Source organism: Nonlabens sp. Asnod3-A02 (genome assembly GCF_045063755.1).
GTDB classification, from domain to species: domain Bacteria; phylum Bacteroidota; class Bacteroidia; order Flavobacteriales; family Flavobacteriaceae; genus Nonlabens; species Nonlabens xylanidelens.
In genome coordinates, this window is sequence record NZ_JBEFOC010000008.1 from 851,140 (window position 1) to 868,820 (window position 17,681).

The window sequence follows — 17,681 nt, forward strand, 5'->3', positions numbered from 1 at the left end:
TCTAGAATAACTACAATCTATTGATTAGATTGTAGTTATTCCATTAACTTTGAAAGAAAAACTATGAAAAATTCAATTTATATTTTATTACTAGCTGTTCTAACTCTTGCCTCATGTAAGAACGAGCCTAGTAAAGAAGAGATAGCATTACAAAAGCAAATAGAAGCCTACGACCTTCTTATGACTGAGGCCATGGATGTACATGACGAGATCATGCCTAAAATGGGAGAGCTTATGGAGCTTAAAGGAGAGCTAGTTGCTAGTAAAGAAGGAGCTGAGTTAAGTGAAGATCAATTAATGAAGTTAGATGCAACTGCAGGTAACTTAAAAGCATCTCACGACGGTATGATGGACTGGATGGCAGACTATTCTGAGAAATTTCCTTATGGGGAACCATCTCCAGAGACTAAAGCTGATCTTGATAAAAAAATGCCAGTTTTAGAACAAGAAGTAGTAGAGATTAAAGAATTAAGAGATCACACGATGACGGCGATTACTAATGCTAAAGAAATTTTAGCTAACTAATTAAAGTTTTATCTATTTTAAAAGTCGCATTATCAGCTGGTAATGCGACTTTTTTCATTTCATAAGCTCTTATTAAATAGTATGCTCGCTTTAAGGGAAAAAAGTATCTTTGTTATAGTCTAAAAATCTTTATGTTAGAATTAGAAAATCACGAATACGAAAAAGCAATCCTCGTAGGTGTTGTTACTCAACAACAAAATGAAGATAAGCTTAATGAATACATGGATGAGTTAGAGTTTCTAGCTTATACCGCTGGTGCAACCGTTAGTAAACGTTTTCATCAAAAAATGCAAAAACCCAATCCTAAGACTTTTGTAGGAAAGGGTAAAATGGAAGAAATCGCAGCCTATGTGCAATCACATAATATAGGTACCATTATTTTTGATGATGAGCTTTCTCCATCTCAGCAAAAGAATATTGAAAAAATTCTCGAGGCAAAAATTATTGATAGAACCTATTTGATTCTAGACATATTTGCACAACGAGCACAAACCAGTTATGCACGTACTCAAGTAGAACTGGCACAATATGAATACCTCTTACCTCGATTAGTTGGACTATGGACGCACCTTGAAAGACAAAAAGGTGGTATAGGAATGCGTGGTCCTGGAGAAACTGAAATAGAAACCGATAGACGTATTGTACGCGATCGCATCACATTACTTAAGAAAAAACTCCTGACCATCGATAAGCAAATGTCCACACAACGTGGTAATCGTGGTGCATTAGTTCGTGTAGCGTTAGTCGGTTACACAAATGTTGGAAAAAGTACGTTGATGAATACCGTTGCAAAAAGTGAGGTGTTTGCAGAAAATAAACTCTTTGCAACATTAGATACTACGGTACGCAAAGTAGTGCTGCGCAACATGCCTTTTTTATTGACAGATACGGTAGGGTTTATAAGAAAACTGCCTACACAACTGGTAGAGTCTTTTAAATCGACGTTAGATGAAGTCCGAGAATCTGATTTACTGCTTCATGTTGTAGATATATCCCATGAATCTTTTGAAGATCATATTGCTTCTGTAAATAGAATTTTGGGAGAAATAGATGCGACCGATAAGCCTATGATTATGGTTTTTAATAAAATTGATGCTTACAAGGCTCAAGATTATGACGAAACTGATTTAATGGAAGAGCGTACTTCTGCTCATTACTCATTAGAAGAATGGCGTGAAACATGGATGGCAAAAATGGGTGAAAACGTGATCTTTATTTCAGCTACCGAAAAGGAAAATATGGATGATTTCCGTAAGAAAGTATATGATCGTGTACGTGAGATTCACGTGAAGCGTTTTCCTTATAACGCATTTTTATATCCTGAATATGTAGAGGAGGAATAAATATAGTTAATTCAACTAAAGCAGTATATCTATCAAAAGCTATTTAAAAAAGATTTTTTTGCCTGAAGTCGATCAATTTATTTTGACTGATAATTCGATTACAACTATTGACGCTAAAGAAGAGAAAATTTTAGAATCTAAAGAATTACAAATAGCTTGGAAATTATTTAGTTCTGAAGAATTTAAAAAGTCTAGAGAAATATCTAGCGAATATATAAAAAATGATGATCTTGATTTAAAAATCGAAGCGTTGAGGCTGACAGGACTAACTTATTACAGAACATTTGATTTTAAAACATCGGAGATTTTATTTCAAGAACTTTGTGAAATTTCAAATTTTTCTATCGACTGGTTTTACTTTTCTATCATTTTAACCCAAAATTCAAAATTTGATAAAAGCGATAAGAGTTTTTCTAAAGCCATTGATTTAAGGCGCTTAAGTAGAAGAAAAGACAGTGTATCTATTCCATTTATGAGATTTGAATACTTGCTTGTGCTTAATGATAATAAACAGTATGAATTAGCGTATGAACAATTATTAGAATTGTCAGAGTATTATATAAAATACCAAATAACAGACGGGACATTTTTATATATGCGAGAGGTACCTTTTTTTGAAAATATGATAGACTCTTCTAAAATCATTTTAGAACACATACCTCATGACAAAAGTAGAAGTTGGATTAAGAAAATGAGAAAAAGTGTAGATGAGTATGGAGTGGAGTATTTAACTAAATTTGAGAAAACATTGAAAATCAATTAAGTTAAATAGTTTTCTTTTTTAAAACGGTTTCAAACTGCAAGACAAAAACCTATTTCTGAAAACAGATTTATTCTTTAAATCATCGTCGTTTTCCTTAACTTTAAAGCCTAGGGGAAATACATAATATAATTGAATGACTGACGACGTTGCAATAGATAAAAAGGCACTTTTAGAGCCTTTTCCATACCATAAAAAACTAAGAGACCATTTAAAAAGTCGCAAGAAAACCTGGCAATGGTTTAAAGACGAGAAGATTAAAGCACAACAAGTAGAGTCTTTTAAAAAGAATCTGCTTAAAAACACCTACCGTCTAGATCTAGATAGTCATGCAAATTTATACCGTGTATCTGACGCTATTTGTAAAGACCTAAATATCGATGCACAAGTCACTTTCTATCAAGAGAACAACAGTCTACAAGTAAATGCAAGTATTTCTGTAATTGAGAGAGAAGCGCATATTGTTTTTTCTGGTAATGTTTTACAGTTGTTAGATGATAAACAGTTAAAGGCCTTAATAGCTCACGAGCTCTCGCACTACCTTTTCTTTAAAATAGAAGATGGAGATTATGAGGTGACACAACGTATAGTTCTTGCTCTAGCAAACGACTCTCGTAGTGAGGATAGCATCATAGAAACGGCACGTATTTTTCAACTGTACCTCGAACTTTTTTGTGATACAGGTGCTTTTAAATCTTGTAGAGAACACTACACGGTTATACAAATGCTCATCAAATTAAATACAGGGCTGGCAGACGTAAATGCACAAAGTTACCTAGACCAGGCCAAAGAAATCATAAGTCAGGAAGATGAATCTACTAACCAGCAAACACACCCAGAATCCTACTTGCGCAGTATTGCTCTAGATTTAAAAGCACGCAATTCTAAAGATTATGAAGAAGAACTACACAGGTTAATAGAGGGAAAGTGGGATATCAATAGCCTAGATATTTTTGAACAAGAAGAGACTCGAGCATTAACATCTGACTTTATACAGCTTATTTTAAGGCCTCAATGGATCAATTCTAATGCTGTGATGAATCTAGCACAACAGTTTTTTCCAGACTTTAATAGAAGTGAAAAGATAGATACGAGTTCGCTTTCGCGAAAGCTGAAACACACCACACCTAGTACTAAGAGTTATTTATGTTATCTCTTATTGGACTTTGCTAGAATAGATAGCGCACTAGAAAAATTACCGCTCGCGCATACTTTGGAGGTGTCAGAATTATTAGAGTTAAAAGAAGATTACGAGCGTATTCTAAGAAAGGAGTTAAAACTGACTATTAGAGATTTCAAGAAATTAAAGGAAGAGGCTATGAATGATTTGAGCCGTGTAACCGAGAACCCAGATAGCAGTATTTACGACAATGAGTGATTATAAAGCAAGTTTTTTCAGTCTGCTAGATGAGGTTAAAGAACATGGAGGCAGTACGACACCAGATTTTATAGCTAGAGTATTACCACTTTTAGAAAAAGCACATTTTCTTAGAGAGCGCAATCTAGTTTTAGGTATTTATTCTATCGATTCTATTGATTATAACGGTCGCATACTGGTAACAGAATCTGAAGGAAAAAATTTCACACAGTCTAATAAAGTATTCAAGAAGCCTAAACAACGTTATGCGGTTGAGGTAAGTGTAAATTATAAAGAGGTAAGTTCTCTCGACCCATTAGATGCTCCAGATGATTATGGTGATAGACTTTATGATCATGACGCGATTCATAAAGATCTAGATGTTCCTATTTCAAAACCAGTATACTTACCGCATTATAAAACTTGGGATTTTGAAACCGGTCATTACGATCCTATTACCGAGATTTTTACATTAGGTTTTATACTAGCTAGTGTAGCCTACGGTATAGATTTTAGAGATGTAGAAGAGTTAGAGCGTTTTGTAGAAAACAGAGAGCGACTTTATTTTTATAATAAAAACTTGCACCCTACTATACATCATGTAATTAGGGAGATGACACCGCTTTATAGAGAAGATCGTGCGCCTAGTCTAGAAGAAATAATAGCAAAGCTTAAAAATTATCGTGATTTTAATCCAGAAAACTATGTAGATCTTACCGATACAGAAGGTTTTAGAAATCTGAATCTGTCGGATCGTGGTAGTTATATTCTCGATAAATTAAAACGCAGACTCTTTGATATCTCTAGAAGAAATAAATTACTCTATTTTAATGATCGAGGTGGTTTTTTAAACCTTACAGAGTCCTCTGTACCTATGTTGTTGGACTATAAAAATATCAATGAGAAAGATTTAATATTTTGGAATAGTCATATAGAGACTCAATTTATAAGCAAGAAAAAGATAAATCTTAACCGTTATCTAGACATAGATCAAAATAGATTTTTATCTCCAGCACTTAATAAAATACGATTAGAAGCGCGCAAGAGTAAGAACGAATACGGTTTTGACCAACTGCGTGTTGTAGTCGCATTTTTACACTGGTATAATTTTAAAGAAAGCGCAGACGAGCGTATAAGTTCGCCACTTTTATTACTGCCAGTTTCTATCACAAAAAAGAAGGGAATAAAAGATAAGTATGAATTAACGGTAAATGATACAGAGGCCGAGGTGAATCCTGTCTTGAGTTATTACCTCAAGGATCTTTATGACATAGATTTGCCAGATTTTGTAGATCTAGAAACGAGTAGCATAGAAGAGCTGGTACAAAGTATAAAAAACCAGATTGCTTTAGGCGGCACAGGAATAGATTTACAATGGCGCGATAAGCCTAAAATACAGCTCATACATAAAATTGCAAAACGCAACTTTAAACTTAAAAAGCGTAAACTCAATAACCGTAATTCTGGTTTAAGCACTCGCAGTTATGACTATTCTTATGACGCTGAAAATGTGAAGCCGTTAGGTCTCGCAATTTTCAACAATCTAATTGCCAAAAAACACAACCAGTTAGAATACATCATTAACGAAGACATTAATCCCTATACAGATCTTGCTGTTGCAGAGCGCAGGCGTAGTTTTTACCATACCGATAACGATGGAAAGGTGAATCCGCTGGTGTGGGAAGTGGATACTTGCAACATGACTCTAGGTAATTTTAAATACCGTAAAATGAGTCTTGTGCGTGATTATTCTGAGATCTTAAAAGCAGATATTAAAGATGATGTTTTTGATGAGCTCTTCAGCGATCAGCCTAAAAATATTAATCTAGACGCTTATAAAAAAACCAGTCTAGAAGAGCTGTATCCTATTATACAGTCCGACCCAACACAATCGCAAGCGGTTTTAAAAGCACGATCTGGAGAGAATTACATCATTCAAGGACCACCAGGAACAGGTAAATCACAAACGATTACTAACCTCATAGCCGACTATGTGGCGAGAGATAAAAAAGTACTTTTCGTTTGTGAAAAGCGTGCGGCGTTAGATGTAGTTTTTCACCGTTTAAAAAATAAAAAATTAGATGAGTTGTGTTGCTTAATTCACGATTCTCAAACCGATAAAAAAGCTTTTATCATGAACCTCAAAGATACGTATGAGGCTTTCATGAAAAAGAATATGAATACGAGCACGCTTTCGCGAAAGCGAGATAAAACCATCCAAGAAATAGAAACACATCTAGGTAAATTAGAAAAGTTTCATATAAATATGCGAGATGGTGAGCCGCCTTTATACGATTTATATCAAGTATTGATCGCTTATTATCAAGAAAAGGAAATGCTCTCAGATAAAGAGTTGATTTATGTACCTTTTTATAAAGAATGGGCAGATAATGAAACGTGGATCACAGAATTTATCTCGCAAGTAAAGCTTAATGATCACGGTAGTTCTATTGCAAACTATGCTTTAAATGGTGTTGCTGTAGAAATATTACAAGCGTCTAATGTAAAAGGAGAAGTTCTTGAGAAAATAGAAAAAGCAACAGATGGATTAGATGCCCTGGTAGAATTGTTAGATCAACAAGAAGTTGAGGTAAAAGAACAATCTATAGAGGCGTGGCATCAAGAATTTGATTTTGCAGAGAAAGTAGCGAGAATAGTAGAGCGTGATTCTTTAGGTATTTTTGATAAAAAAACCATCGCCGCGTCAGAGTTAGATAACCTGAATAGAAAATTAGAGAAACAGCGAAGACTGCACGAGCGACTTACAGAAGAGAATGAAAACTGGACTCAAAAATTTGATGATACAGATGCAAAAACAGCTCTCCAAAAATGGGAGAAGCTAGACGGTAGTTTCTTTAAATTTCTAAATCCGGGCTGGTATAAATTAAAAGGACAGGTAAAAGCTTCTTATAATTTTAATGCCCACCAGATAAAACCAGAAATAAGCAATGTTCTTAAATCGCTTAATGAAGAATATGAAGCGTTAGAGCAGTTAGAGGAGCAGCGAGAAGAGGCAGCACAAAGATTTGGTCTTACTAATTTTGTAACAGATTATCATTGGATTCAAGAGCAGCAAGATAATCCAGATCATATTATCAAAGCATGGACGACTAGAGATCATACTTCTTATGTACGTTCCTTATTAAGTTTTAAATCTCAATTTGATGAGTTGTATGGTCATTTAGAAGGTCTGTTCTCTAATCATGGAGCACAAACACTAGTACAAATTGAAGACCAATTGCAGCGTGGAAGAGCCGCTGTACATACCCTAGGTTTATTTGCTCCTTATATAGAGCAACTTCATGGGTTGAGTCCAGAGATGCAACAGAATCTACGCACCAGAGACTGGCAAACAGATGATATTGCTTTTCACACCGCTTATAAATCTGTAAAGGAGGTTTATGAAAAGGATCCTGTGTTTTCTCAATCTAGTGAAGACGGTTTAGGAAATTCTGTGCGTAAAATAAGCTCGCTATTAGATAGTTATTACGATTCTAATGTCGCATTTATACGTTCTAAGATTAGAGATAAATTCTTAAATAAAGTGCGTATTACAGAGTCTGTGGCTGCACAGTTAACAGAAGAAGAGAAAGTTCTTAAAAAGGAATACAATGCATCGCGCAGGATTCTGGAAAATGAATTCGGTAAGAGCATGCGTTATAAATCTATACGTGAACTAGCCACAGGCGAGGCGCAAGATATTATGACTACACTTAAACCAGTGTGGTTGATGAGTCCGCTTAGTGTTAGTGATTCTATGCCTATTGATACATCTATTTTTGATGTGGTTATTTATGACGAGGCATCTCAAATAACGGTAGAAGAAGGTGTTCCTTCACTTTTCAGAACTCATCAAACTATAATCGTAGGAGATGAAATGCAAATGCCGCCTACTAACTTTTTCAGTGCAAATGTTACCGATCAAGAAGAAGACGAAGAAGAAACAGAAGAAAAAATAGGTATAAGTCTCGATGCAGATAGTTTATTAAATCAAGGGGCTCGTAAATTGAGTTCTGTAATGTTAGGCTGGCATTACCGCAGCCGTCGAGAGAGTTTAATAAGTTTTAGTAATGCCGCATTCTATAAAAGAAACCTACTTACTATACCAGACAGTCGCATACCTAATGCTGGTATTGAGCCACTAGCTCCTATAATAGATCCAGATCAAGAAATCGATTATAAAGATGTTTTGAGCCGCAGCATCAGTTATCATTATATGGAAAATGCTATTTACCATAAACGTACTAATAAAGATGAGGCTGCTTATATCGCAAACTTGGTACGTACTTTCTTAATGAATGACATTAAAAAAAGTATAGGTATTGTAGCTTTTTCTATGGATCAACAAAGTGAGATAGAGAGTGCTCTCGATAAACTAGCGTTAGAAGATCCTCAATTCGGTATACAATTAGAAGAAGAATACCAGCGTACAGAAGAAGATCAATTCATAGGTTTATTTGTCAAAAATCTAGAAAATGTTCAGGGTGATGAGCGTGATATAATTATCATGAGTATTTGTTATGGGTTTAATAATCAGGGCAAGATGTTTATGAACTTTGGACCTATTAATAGACGCGGTGGTGAGAAGAGGCTTAATGTTATCTTTTCAAGAGCAAAGCAAAATATGATGATCGTTTCTTCTATTCAGGCAGAAAATATCAAGAACGATTATAATGAAGGAGCAAATTACTTTAAGAAGTTCTTGAAGTATGCAAAACATACATCTGATGGTCAGTTAATGGCGGCCAATTCTGTTCTCGATAGTTTACATGCTCATGAAGATGAAGCAGAGAAAACCAAACGTCTGCCTATTATTAATCAGTTGAAAGAAAAGCTGGAAGCCAAAGGTTATACGATAGACGATGCCGTTGGGCAATCTCATTTTAAATGTGATATCGCTGTGCGCGAAAACGAGGCGACTTCTTACAAACTTGCTATATTAATAGATCGTTCTACTCATTATGCAACTGATAATATCTTGGAGCAATACTGTCAGAAACCAGATGTTCTAAGAGCATTCGGCTGGAAACTGCAACATGTTTATAGCAAAGACTGGTTAGAACAACCAGAACGTGTGATGGAAAAAATCATGCAAAGGTTAGAAGGTGAACTTGAACTCGAAACGGAACTCGAACTTGAAAATGAACTTGAGAACAAATCTGAAAACGAATTAGAGACTCCAATTGAAGAGCAGATTTCATCTACTGTAAATGAAGAATTACCAGCTGCAAAACCTCAGGAAAAGAAAGATCTATTAGAACTTGATGAGGATTTGAAACCTAAAAAAGAAGAAAAATCTAGTAGCAATTTAATCTTTAAACGTTATGAATTCTCAGAAGGTTCTAGTAACAAGTTTTGGGAAATTTCTGTGGATGGATTTGATATCATTACTAGATATGGTCGCATAGGTAATAAAGCACAAGAAAATAGAAAAACCTTTGAAGATCAAGTATCAGTTCTTAAAGAAGAAATGCGATTAATAGGAGTGAAAACTCGTAAGGGGTATAGACCGGTTTAGTTTTTATTCCCACTTAATCTGCATTCTCTTAATACGATCGGCGAGCTTTTCACTAGATAACTTTTCGCGTAAGCGGTCTGTAATTATAGGAAATGAAAATGGAGTAGGTTGTTTGCAAGCTTTCCATACTATCGTTTGGTTTTCAATACGTTCAAAAGCTTCTCGCAAGCGATATTCTTCAATTTCTTGCTCGTAGGTTTCTGTGTATGCCTGACGGTAAAGTAAATTATCAGGTTCATTATCTCTAAATACCTCAAAGAGCAACTGACTGCTGCTTTGCAGGTGTTTTACTTTTACGGCTTTGTTAGGATAGCCGGTAAATACTAATCCAGAAATAACAGCGATATCTCTAAATTTTCTTTTGGCAAGCTCAGTGGCATTGACACTGGCTTCTAAATCTTCAAGAATCATGTCTGATGTGATGAGGTTGTTGTCCAGCACATTTTGCATATCAAATTCTTGATCACTTAGTATTTCAAAACCGTAATCGTTATAAGCTAGCGTAAAACTGATAGGCTGTAATAAACTCATGCGATAAGCCAGGAGTCCTGCCATAGCCATGTGAACTAATCGACCTTCAAAAGGGTAAAATACCGAATGGTATCCTTCTCTAGTCTTAAACGTTTCTATCAAGAATTCATGATTCTGTGGTACAATGCTTTCTTGCTGTTGTCTATTAATAATGTCTTTGAGCGCTTTTACCTCTGGAGTTCTCTTTTTACCGCTTTGAAAATGCTGCATTTCTTCTCTTAGTAATTCACCTAATTGAGAGGTTAATGGCATGCGGCTACCCATCCAGCTGGTAACCTTTGCTTTTTTCTTTGAAGAATTACGCACTTGTGCTACCATTCCCTTTAAACGTACAAATTCTAGAGTACGACCGGCAAATACAAAAACATCACCACGTGATAATTGACTTATAAAATACTCTTCTATAGAACCTATGTAGCCGCCAGTAGCATATTTTACAGTAATACTAGTTCCTGTTACTATGGTTCCCATTTGTAAACGATGTCGCATGGCGATACCGCGATCGTTTATAAAATAACGACCATCCTCATCTATGGAGACCTTTTTATACTCATCATAAGATTCTAATGAAGCACTACCATAAACTATAAAGTGCAAGCACCATTCAAATTCTTCATAAGTAAGTTCTTGATAACAAAAAGTAGCCTTTACCTCTGGATATATATGATCAGGATAAAAACCTCCAGAAACGGCTAGCGTGCATAAATATTGAATAAGTACATCATAACAATTTAGATAAGGCAGTCTGTCCTCAACAGCTTGGGTTTTAACGGCCACCTGTAAAGCGCTCGCTTCTATAAGTTCTAACGCATGTGTAGGTAAAAAGTAAATAACCGACGTTACTCCAGGTCGGTGACCAGATCTTCCTGCGCGTTGTAAAAAACGAGCTACCCCTTTGGGACTTCCTACTTGAATGATGGTTTCCACAGGCGCAAAATCAACTCCTAAATCTAGTGAAGAGGTGCAAATACAAGCTTTTAGAGACTCGTTTCTAATAGCATTTTCTACCCAAATACGTGTTTCTTTATTGATGGATCCATGATGCATAGCTACCTCACCAGCAAATTCTGGATGTTTATGCATTAATGCCTGAAACCACAATTCACATTGCGCTCTGGTATTAGTAAAAATCAGTGTTGATTTACTTTCGTTGATAATCTTTACAACATCTTCAAGGAGATGCAATCCTAAATGACCACGCCATGGAAATTTCTCCATCGTTTCTGGAATGATGGAGCGTACTTCTATTTCTTTTTTAAGATTTGCTTTGATGAGTACACTATTGTCATAGCGGTAAGAATCCACTCCTAATAAAACCTGTCTAGCTTGTTCTAGATTTCCTATTGTTGCACTAATTCCCCATATGCGCAGGTTTTTGTTAATTCCTGAGAGTCTAGAGAGGCCCAGTTCCATTTGTACACCACGTTTGGTGCCTAGTAGTTCGTGCCATTCATCAATAATAATGGCGTTACAATCTTTAAATACATTTACATGATCCTTAGTGGCAAGCAATAAATGCAAGCTCTCTGGGGTGGTAATTAATAAATCGGGCATGGCTTTTTTTTGCGCAGCCCTTTCTTTTGTGGTGGTGTCACCAGACCTTATTCCTACCGTAAATGGTAAGCCTATACCGTCCACAAATTTTTGCGAAGTTTGTGCTATTTCTTGAGATAGCGATCTTAAAGGTGTGATCCAGATCGCTTTTAACCCTTTTTTATTTTTGGTTTTATAATCTGGGTTTGATTTAATATAACTAAGAACTATTCCTACCCAAAGTGCGTATGTTTTACCACTACCAGTAGGTGCGTTGAGCAGTCCGTTTTTACCAGATAGAAAAGCATCCCAAGTCTGTTTTTGAAACGGAAAAGCTTTCCAGCCTTGGGTCTCAAAATAGGATTCGGCGATATGGAGTAATTCTTTTTTTGTCATGAAACTTTCTGCGTTGCTGGAAGTCTTTTAGTTAGTCGGTCTATTTGCTTCTTTTAAGTGTCTTGAAGGTCCAGTAGAGATCTTGAGATGGATTTTGTTATTTCTCGCTTTCGCGAAAGCGTAAACAAATTATAAATCAAGAATAAGAAATAAAATAATGGACTTGTGTTAGTAACCTATTAAATTTGAATCTTTAAAGTCAACATATGTCAGAAAAGCTTACCATTTTACAAGATAAATTAGAAGATAGGCATCATGTTTTTATGGTGTACAAGAGTCAGGTAAATAAAGATTTACAGCGATCTGGTTATGAGTCTATAGAAATTAATGAACCTAAGGAATTTCTAGATGCTCTAGTTTCTTTATTAAACGAGGCAATAGAAGATAGTGATCCTAAATTGCAACAGTTATATTACCTGGCAGATGTGCAAGAAAAAAACCTAGAACAAGGTATTATTCTAGGTTTCATTATGAGAGAATGGAGTAAAATTCAATTTAGATTGAGGCAGTAACTCCGTATAATTATAAAACAATTCATTAAAACAGCACCCTAACAAATGGTTGTATGCCATTTTGATACACACTTTTACGATCATTATATAGGACATCATATCGAGCGCCTATTACAAAATTACCTTGTTGATATCCTGCGCCTAAAAATAAGGCAGGCACCCAGTAGGTGTCATCAAAAGCAGGATTATCAAAGTTTCTATTCACATGTAAATATTCAAAATCTCCACTAACTTGGAGAAAATCTAGCGGTTGCGCAATAGCTATTAAACTACCACCAGCAATGTTAGATTTATAACCTTGTACGCTAGAATTACTATTAGGATCAAATTCTGAATAGCTATAATTGAGACCAGCACCTAGACCAACAAACTGATTTACCTGATAAATGGCTTGTGGTGCGATTAATATAGATGTGTAGCTATTTCCAAAGTTTGCGCCTACATTTCCTCCAAATCGGACTTTTTTCCAAAATTCGGATTCATTTTGATTCTGACTGAAAGAAATGCAAGAAAATAGACCGAATAATGATAATATGATAATGTTTTTAAAATAATAGGTTTTCATGATAGAATGATTAACAAATTGTAGTGTTATAAATATACAAAACCTTATGCCATGACAACGTATTTCTTTATTTTTGCCATAACAATTGATAAAAAGGATAAATTTCCTTCCATATATGGACAAGTTTTCATTTCTCAATGCAGCTCACACTGCTCAGTTCGCACAACTTTACGACGAATATTTAATTAATCCTGATCAAGTAGAGCCGTCATGGCGTGCTTTTTTTCAAGGATTTGACTTTGGTATGGAGAGCGCCCACGAGGGTGATCTTATAGTAGAGCACTCAGGAACACCGGTTGCGGTGCCTGAAAATGTGCAAAAAGAATTTCAAGTAGTTAAATTAATTGATGCCTATCGTACAAGAGGTCATTTGTTTACTAAAACAAATCCTGTAAGAGATAGACGTAATTATGAACCTAAACTAGATCTGGTCAACTTCGGTCTTTCTGATAGTGATCTAGATACCGTTTTTGATTCTGGCGAGTTAATAGGCGTAGGTAAAACTACTCTTAGGAACATAGTCGCTCATTTAACTAAAATCTATTGCGAGAGTATAGGTGTAGAATACATGTATATACGTAAGCCAGATGAGGTGAAGTGGATACAAAACTGGTTGCACAAAAATGATAACCATCCTACTTTTAATAAGGAAGAGAAAATACAGATTTTAAAGAAACTTAATGAAGCTGTTTCTTTTGAATCATTTCTTCATACTAAATATGTAGGACAGAAACGTTTTTCTCTAGAAGGAAACGAGTCTTTAATTCCTGCACTAGATGCGTTGATAGAAAACGCAGCAGATAAAGGTGTGGATCAATTTGTTTTAGGAATGGCTCACCGTGGTCGTTTAAATGTGTTGACTAACATTTTTGGAAAGCCTGTAAAGGATATCTTTTCAGAATTTGACGGTAAAGACTACGAGCAAGATATTTTTGATGGTGATGTAAAGTATCACCTAGGATATACAAGTAAAAGAAAAACCGATAATGGTAACGATATCAACATTAATATCGTACCTAATCCATCTCACCTAGAAACAGTAGGTGCGGTAGTAGAAGGTATTACACGTGCAAAACAAGATATGCACACGCCTGAGAATTTTTCTAAGGTGTTACCTATTGTACTACATGGTGATGCAGCAATTGCTGGTCAGGGAATCGTGTATGAAGTAGTGCAAATGGCACAACTAGACGCTTATAAAACTGCAGGTACTATTCACCTAGTAGTTAATAACCAAGTAGGTTTTACAACAAATTACCTAGACGCAAGATCTAGTACCTATTGTACAGATATTGCAAAAGTGACTCTTTCTCCGGTATTGCATGTAAATGCAGACGACGCTGAGGCAGTAGTTCATGCGATGAATTTTGCACTAGATTACCGTATGGAATTTGGTCGTGATGTATTTATCGATTTATTAGGTTATAGAAAATATGGTCATAATGAAGGTGATGAGCCTCGTTTTACACAACCACAATTATATAAAGCGATAGGAAAGCATAAAAATCCACGTGATATTTATGCAGACAGATTACTTAAAGAAGGAATTATAAATAATTCTAAAGTAAAAGAATTAGAAAAGCAATATAAAGAACGTCTAGAAGAAGAACTTGCTACTTCTCGCCAGATGGAAAATACCATCATCACACCATTCATGCAAGATGAGTGGAATGGTTTTGAACAAGCGACGGAAGTGGAAATGATGCAACAGGTAGAAACTGGTGTAGATCGCAAAATTCTAGAAGAAATAACTGCGACTATTTCTAAGCTGCCAGAAGATCGCAACTTCATTAGAAAAATAAAGAAGATTGTCGAAACACGTCAGAAAATGTTTGACGAAGACCGACTGGACTGGGCTATGGGAGAACATCTAGCTTATGGTTCTTTAATGCAAGAAGGTTTTAATGTAAGAATGAGTGGTCAGGATGTAGAAAGAGGTACTTTTTCTCACCGTCACGCAGTGGTGAAATCAGAGAATAATGAGCATGAGTTTATTTTGCACAACAATCTTGATGTAAAAGGACAAATGTATATCTATAACTCACACCTATCTGAATATGGTGTGGTAGGTTTTGAATACGGTTATGCGCTGGCACGACCTAAAACACTAACGATTTGGGAAGCACAATTTGGTGATTTTTCAAATGGTGCACAAATTATGATGGACCAGTACATAAGTGCTGGAGAAGATAAATGGAAAAATCAAAACGGTTTGGTAAAATTATTGCCACACGGTTATGAAGGTCAGGGAGCAGAGCACTCTAGTGCACGTATAGAACGTTATTTACAGCTTTGTGCAAAGGATAATATGTTTATGGCAAACTGTACAACGCCAGCAAACATTTTCCACCTATTGCGCCGCCAGATGAAAGTGAATTACCGCAAGCCTCTTGTTGTTTTTACTCCTAAATCTTTGTTGCGTTATCCTAAAGCGGTAAGCACGGTGTCTGAATTTGAGAACGGGCATTTTCAAGAAGTTATAGATGTTGATGGTGACGCTTTCGCGAAAGCGGAAACATTAGTATTCACTTCTGGTAAATTCTATTATGATCTATTAGAATATAGAGAAGAAAATAACCGTACCGATGTGGCGCTGGTAAGACTAGAACAATTGTTCCCACTACCAGTAGATCAAATGCAAGAAGTTATTAAAAAATACGGTTCTAAAGATGTCGTTTGGGCACAAGAAGAACCTAGAAATATGGGAGCATATTCCCACTTAATGCTACACATGCCAGAGACTAGATCATGGAGAGTGTGCTCAAGAAATATGTACGCAGCTCCTGCTTCTGGTAGTTCTACTAGATCTAAAAGAAGACAGGCAAGAATAATAGAAGATGTATTTAATACCAATAAATAAATTATGGCTCTAGAAATGAAAGTGCCTTCACCAGGCGAGTCGATTACAGAAGTAGAAATAGCAGAATGGTTAGTTGCCGATGGTGACTGGGTTGAAAAAGACCAAGCCATAGCAGAGGTAGATAGCGATAAAGCTACCCTAGAATTACCAGCTGAAGCTAGTGGTATTATCACCCTAAAGGCTGAAGAAGGTGATGCTGTTGCCGTAGGTGCTGTTGTGTGTCATATTGATACAGAAGCAACAAACCCTAATGGTGGTTCTAAAGATGTGGATAACGCACCGTCTTCTATGGGAGGTGGCGATGAAGGAGGAAATAATGGAGATGTAGCCAAAGAGATGCAAAAGGATAATGCTGATAACAGCAAGACCGCATCTTCTAAAGCTCCACAACCTACTCAAGCTAAAGAAACATATGCTAGCGGTACTGCAAGTCCTGCGGCTAAGAAAATTCTTGATGAAAAAGGTGTAGATACTAAGTCTGTTTCTGGTAGCGGTCGTGATGGTCGTATTACTAAAAACGATGCGGTAAATGCAAAACCTTCTATGGGTACACCAGGAAATGGATCTCGTGGAGAGTCACGTTCTAAGCTTTCTATGTTGCGTAGAAAAGTAGCAGAGCGTCTAGTAAGTGTTAAGAATGAAACTGCAATGTTGACTACTTTTAATGAAGTTGACATGAAACCTATCTTTGATTTACGTAAAGATCATAAGGAAGCGTTTAAGTCTAAACACGGTGTAGGATTAGGATTTATGTCTTTCTTTACTAAAGCGGTAACTAGAGCGCTAGAAATGTATCCAGCGGTTAATTCTATGATCGATGGGAAAGAGATGGTTTCTTATGATTTTGCAGATATTTCTATCGCAGTTTCTGGTCCTAAAGGATTAATGGTTCCTGTAATTAGAAATGCAGAAAATCTTTCTTTTAGAGGTGTAGAACAAGAAGTAAAAAGACTTGCATTAAGAGCGAGAGATGGAAACATCACTATTGATGAGATGACTGGTGGTACGTTTACGATTACTAACGGAGGTGTTTTCGGTAGTATGATGAGTACACCTATTATCAACCCACCACAGAGTGCAATTTTAGGAATGCACAACATTATAGAGCGTCCAGTAGTAGTAGATGGTAACATCGTTGCACGTCCTATGATGTATCTAGCTGTTTCTTATGACCACCGTATTATCGATGGTAAAGAGTCTGTAGGTTTCTTAGTAGCTATTAAAGAAGCGCTAGAAAATCCTATCGAGATCTTAATGGATAATGATGTGAAGAAGGCGTTAGAACTTTAATTCCTTTTTTAATTAATAATTATTGATTTGCATATATGAAATACCAAGCTAGAAATGGCTTGGTATTTTTTTATGCTTATTTTTATTATTCATTAATTGGGGATTGAAAATATTTCATCCCCTTTTATGTATGTAAAATGAATATCAACTAGTAAACCAACCAGGTGGAGATATGGGTAGAGCGATTGATGAATTATTTGCGCAAATATTTTCTGGACTCAATTTTGGTGATCCTCAACATTTGTTGATGGCCAATGCCTTTGTCGAAGCTATTGGAAATTCATTAGAACAATGGCATAATGACCCTAGTGTGAGTAGTATTGAATATACTAGAATGGCTTGGTCTGGTGGGATGAAAGCTAGTACAGCCTTTCAAGATCTTGACTTTAATTTTCAAAATGATTCAAATACTAGAAATGCCGTTGAATCTCAAATTTTTTTCACCAAATCAACAATTTCCATTATTGGGAATAATACCAAATGATTGTTAA

The 17,681-nt window shown here is 35.9% G+C and carries 11 protein-coding genes; 9 read left to right on the forward strand and 2 right to left on the reverse strand.

What is annotated here, in order from left to right:
- The first annotated feature begins 63 nt into the window (after window positions 1–63).
- The 5 genes from ACJJVN_RS13915 to ACJJVN_RS13935 all read left to right on the forward strand — a co-directional run bounded on the left by ACJJVN_RS13915 (window position 64) and on the right by ACJJVN_RS13935 (window position 9,503).
- The gene (locus tag ACJJVN_RS13915) at window positions 64–525 is read left to right on the forward strand and encodes a hypothetical protein (RefSeq protein ID WP_405369929.1); all 462 of its coding nucleotides are present in this window, start codon (window positions 64–66) and stop codon (window positions 523–525) included.
- Between the two features lie 131 nt (window positions 526–656).
- On the forward strand, window positions 657–1,868 hold the full coding sequence (hflX, locus tag ACJJVN_RS13920; protein ID WP_405378830.1) for a GTPase HflX: 1,212 nt from the start codon (window positions 657–659) through the stop codon (window positions 1,866–1,868).
- A gap of 58 nt (window positions 1,869–1,926) precedes the next feature.
- On the forward strand, window positions 1,927–2,631 hold the full coding sequence (locus tag ACJJVN_RS13925; protein ID WP_405378832.1) for a hypothetical protein: 705 nt from the start codon (window positions 1,927–1,929) through the stop codon (window positions 2,629–2,631).
- 133 nt (window positions 2,632–2,764) lie between these two features.
- A complete protein-coding gene (locus tag ACJJVN_RS13930) occupies window positions 2,765–4,006 on the forward strand; it encodes a M48 family metalloprotease (protein WP_405378834.1) in 1,242 nt (413 codons plus the stop codon).
- On the forward strand, window positions 3,999–9,503 hold the full coding sequence (locus ACJJVN_RS13935) for an AAA domain-containing protein (RefSeq protein WP_405378837.1): 5,505 nt from the start codon (window positions 3,999–4,001) through the stop codon (window positions 9,501–9,503). The genes ACJJVN_RS13930 and ACJJVN_RS13935 overlap by 8 nt, the downstream gene beginning before the upstream one ends.
- A 3-nt stretch (window positions 9,504–9,506) precedes the next feature.
- Here ACJJVN_RS13935 and ACJJVN_RS13940 read toward each other — a convergent pair whose 3' ends face one another.
- A complete protein-coding gene (locus ACJJVN_RS13940) occupies window positions 9,507–11,963 on the reverse strand; it encodes a ligase-associated DNA damage response DEXH box helicase (RefSeq protein ID WP_104514457.1) in 2,457 nt (818 codons plus the stop codon).
- Window positions 11,964–12,169: 206 nt separating this feature from the next.
- Here ACJJVN_RS13940 and ACJJVN_RS13945 point away from each other — a divergent pair, with 206 nt between their 5' ends.
- On the forward strand, window positions 12,170–12,475 hold the full coding sequence (locus tag ACJJVN_RS13945; protein ID WP_104514458.1) for a hypothetical protein: 306 nt from the start codon (window positions 12,170–12,172) through the stop codon (window positions 12,473–12,475).
- 25 nt (window positions 12,476–12,500) lie between these two features.
- On the opposite strand, the gene ACJJVN_RS13950 is transcribed toward ACJJVN_RS13945, so the two are convergent.
- Complete coding sequence (locus ACJJVN_RS13950; RefSeq protein WP_405378840.1) at window positions 12,501–13,040, reverse strand: alpha-ketoglutarate decarboxylase; 540 nt, start codon at window positions 13,038–13,040, stop codon at window positions 12,501–12,503.
- Between the two features lie 115 nt (window positions 13,041–13,155).
- On the opposite strand from ACJJVN_RS13950, the gene ACJJVN_RS13955 reads away from it, so the two are divergent.
- From ACJJVN_RS13955 to ACJJVN_RS13965, 3 genes are all read left to right on the forward strand, one after another.
- Window positions 13,156–15,900 carry a 2-oxoglutarate dehydrogenase E1 component gene (locus ACJJVN_RS13955; RefSeq protein WP_405378843.1) on the forward strand — a complete coding sequence of 915 codons (2,745 nt, stop codon included), beginning with the start codon at window positions 13,156–13,158 and terminating at the stop codon, window positions 15,898–15,900.
- A 3-nt stretch (window positions 15,901–15,903) separates the two neighbouring features.
- A complete protein-coding gene (gene odhB, locus ACJJVN_RS13960; protein WP_405378846.1) occupies window positions 15,904–17,190 on the forward strand; it encodes a 2-oxoglutarate dehydrogenase complex dihydrolipoyllysine-residue succinyltransferase in 1,287 nt (428 codons plus the stop codon).
- A gap of 172 nt (window positions 17,191–17,362) precedes the next feature.
- The gene (locus tag ACJJVN_RS13965; RefSeq protein ID WP_405378849.1) at window positions 17,363–17,674 is read left to right on the forward strand and encodes a hypothetical protein; all 312 of its coding nucleotides are present in this window, start codon (window positions 17,363–17,365) and stop codon (window positions 17,672–17,674) included.
- Window positions 17,675–17,681: the final 7 nt, after the last annotated feature.